This window comes from Burkholderia sp. Se-20378 (assembly GCF_017104665.1).
GTDB lineage: Bacteria > Pseudomonadota > Gammaproteobacteria > Burkholderiales > Burkholderiaceae > Burkholderia > Burkholderia lata.
Map to the genome: position 1 here is coordinate 1 of NZ_JAAGPG010000791.1, position 2,665 is coordinate 2,665.

Genomic DNA, 2,665 nt, shown 5'->3' on the forward strand with positions numbered 1-2,665 from the left:
TCCAGCCCGTCACCGTGGTTGCGGGCGGCGGCCGCATGCAGGCGACCGTCGCGCGCTTCAACGTACGGCGCACCGGCTCGCAGGTCTGTGTGACCTGCCTCTCCGGCACGGTCGCGCTCGAACATCCGCGCGGCGCGCGCACGCTGACGGCCGACGATCAGGTCGTCTACGACGATCGCGGCGTGCAGCCCGTGTCGCGAATCGATCCGGGCGCGGTCAGCGCATGGCGGCGCGGGATGCTGGTGTTCAACGGCGTGCCGCTTTCCGATGTCGTCGACGAGATCAACCGCTACCGGCGCGGCAAGGTCATCCTGCGCAGCGCGTCGCTCGGCGAAAACCGGATGCAGGCGCAGTTTCCGATCACGCGGCTCGACGACGTGATCGACATGGTAGGCCGCCTGTATGGCGCGCACATCACGCGCTTGCCCGGCAACATCGTGCTGCTGAGCTGACCGGCTTTCCGCGTCTTACTTTCCGTTCTTCCTCCCGCTGGCGATGCGTTCGCGTCGCTTCCGGCTGTCCGCGCCCTGCGGGTTACGGCCGTTCGATACGACTTGATCAATGAGGGCCGGCAAACGCCGGGCTGTCTGTCATGGCGGCCCGGTGTGACGTCGTCGGACCCGAGGCGTGTGTGGCAAGCGCCCCGGCCGTGCAGCGATGCGCGGTGCGGGGGATGTGTGTCGATGGAGCTTCGGGCGGTGGCGTGATCATGAACGAATCGCAACGGGAGTCGGATCCCGGCGACGCGAATACGCGCGCCGATGCGATCCGCGAGGGCGCGGTGCGCTGGTTGTTGTGGTTGCGCACCGGCGACACGACGGAGCAGGAACTCGACGCTTTCGCGCGCTGGCGCGCGCAGAGCGACGAGCACGCACGCACGGTCCGCGAGCTGATCTGGATGTGGGCCGTGCTGGAGACGGTCGGCCGCCAGGAGCCCGGCGGGCCGACGCGCACGCATTGATGCGGCGGCGTTTTGCGCGCGCACCGGTGTGGTGCGCAATCGCGCGCGTGGTCGTGCTCGTGCTGTGGCGCACGCGCTGAAAGAAAGTGTGCGGGTTAAGCGGGCTCGCTTCGACCTTGTATATGAGAGAGCGAGGGGGCTGTGCAGAGGGGCGGTAAGGCGGAGACCGGGGAACGGGGGCCTGAATGGGCTCCCGGATCACCGCTCACGCAGGGTGGCGGGTGGGCCGAGTGGGTGCCGGCCGCGTCACGCCAGCCCGGATTCACGACTCAGGATTCAGGATGGCGACCCGGGCTGCAGGCCGGCGCGTGCGCCGTTCCAGGCGGCGTCGAGCGGATCGCCGGCATCGCGCAGCGGCTCGCGCAGAAAGGGAAAGCGTTCGACGAACGGTGCGGATTCTTGCAGGGCCACGATATGGTTGACCATCCATTGCAGCAGATCGCCGCCGTGCCGGACCTGTTCCGGCCGCCAGTCCGGCATCGTCGAGAAGAGGGCCGAGAAGCCGCTCCAGCGCGACGGACGGTCGTTGTCGCCGGGCCGGAAGTAGGTGTTCATCGCGACGTCGTGCGTGTCGGTCAGCGCGCCGACGAACAGCCCGTGCGGCGTCGGCACGCCGATCTGCTGCCAGCCTTCCGCGAGGGCCAGCGAGCGCATCACGCGCGCCGCGACGAACGCGATGCGCGTTTCAGATTCGATTTCCGCCAGCGACATCACGCCGTTGCGCTGCATGCAGCGCGCAACCGCGTGCGGCCGGATCACGTTCGACGCGAAGCTGCGCAGCACGAGGTCGGGCACCGTCAGTTGAAGCTGGAATTCGCGCAGGCCGTGCTCGGCGCTCATCGTCGAGAAGTTGACGAACAATCCTTCGGCATGACCGAGCACGCCGACGTACGGCTCGAGCCCGAGGCGCGCGAGCTTCGGCGCGATCTGGCGTTCGAGCAGCCGCATCAGGTTGCGGCGGTTGCGCACGCCCGTGAAATCGTCGAGGCCGCGCGTGACGACGTCGCTGATTTCCCAGCGACGCTCGTCCGCGACGAGCCGCGGGGAGCCGCTCAGGTCGAACCGGGCGCGGCCGTGAGCCACGCGGGGATCTACGTACATGCCGGTGCCTCGTGCATCGATTGCGGGCGGACCGCCGCGGCGGCGCGCCGTTGCGCGGGTCCGGTCGCCCACGATGCTGCGGCGTCGCGGGCGGCCCGTCAAGTGCGAACGTATCGCGACGCACGCGTGCGCATTCCGTTGCGGCGGCTCGTGCGATCAACCAGACAGGGTGGGGTAATCCGATGATGCGCACGATCGGGGAACGCTTTGTCGAGCAGAGCCCGATGACGATCATGGCGCGGCTCGTGCTGCAATGCGCGCTGCACGACGACTGGATCGGCGCCGCGGCGGACGCCGGCGACGAGCCCGACGGCGAGTCGATCCGCGAGACGCTGTTCGCCCTCGCCGTCGACGCGATCGCGTCGATTGCCGCGTGGCAGCGGATGCCGGATGCCGGCGTGGCCGCCGCGCCGGGGTTTGGCGCGGCCGTGACGGCACTGCACGATTACATGAGCCGCTGGCGTTCCGGCTGGGGGCGCGCGCTGGCAAAGGACAGCGTCGAACTGCTGCTGCCGGTCGCAGCGGCGCGCAACGTCGACGGCGAGCGTGCCGTCGACGGGATGCGGCTGCGCGTGCTGGATGGTACCGGCGCGGCCTGCGCGC

3 protein-coding genes and 1 pseudogene are annotated in these 2,665 nt (G+C 69.6%); 3 read left to right on the forward strand and 1 reads right to left on the reverse strand.

Annotated features, from left to right (window positions below):
- The coding region (locus G3N93_RS37575; protein ID WP_374196553.1) for a FecR family protein at positions 1–452 on the forward strand (452 nt) is incomplete at its 5' end.
- A gap of 257 nt (positions 453–709) precedes the next feature.
- The gene (locus tag G3N93_RS37580) at positions 710–961 is read left to right on the forward strand and encodes a DUF4880 domain-containing protein (RefSeq protein ID WP_241011610.1); all 252 of its coding nucleotides are present in this window, start codon (positions 710–712) and stop codon (positions 959–961) included.
- A gap of 276 nt (positions 962–1,237) precedes the next feature.
- Here the strand turns inward: G3N93_RS37580 and G3N93_RS37585 are convergent, their stop codons facing one another.
- Positions 1,238–2,062 carry a hypothetical protein gene (locus G3N93_RS37585; RefSeq protein WP_206122575.1) on the reverse strand — a complete coding sequence of 275 codons (825 nt, stop codon included), beginning with the start codon at positions 2,060–2,062 and terminating at the stop codon, positions 1,238–1,240.
- Between the two features lie 182 nt (positions 2,063–2,244).
- Between G3N93_RS37585 and G3N93_RS37590 the strand changes: the two are divergent.
- Positions 2,245–2,665: pseudogene (locus G3N93_RS37590) on the forward strand (type II toxin-antitoxin system Phd/YefM family antitoxin); the annotation flags it as partial.

Excerpts from the sequence above, each read along its gene's own strand:
- G3N93_RS37580 (WP_241011610.1), top strand. The coding sequence starts at position 710 with ATGAACGAATCGCAACGGGAGTCGGATCCCGGCGACGCGAATACGCGC.
- G3N93_RS37585 (WP_206122575.1), bottom strand. The coding sequence starts at position 2,062 with ATGTACGTAGATCCCCGCGTGGCTCACGGCCGCGCCCGGTTCGACCTG.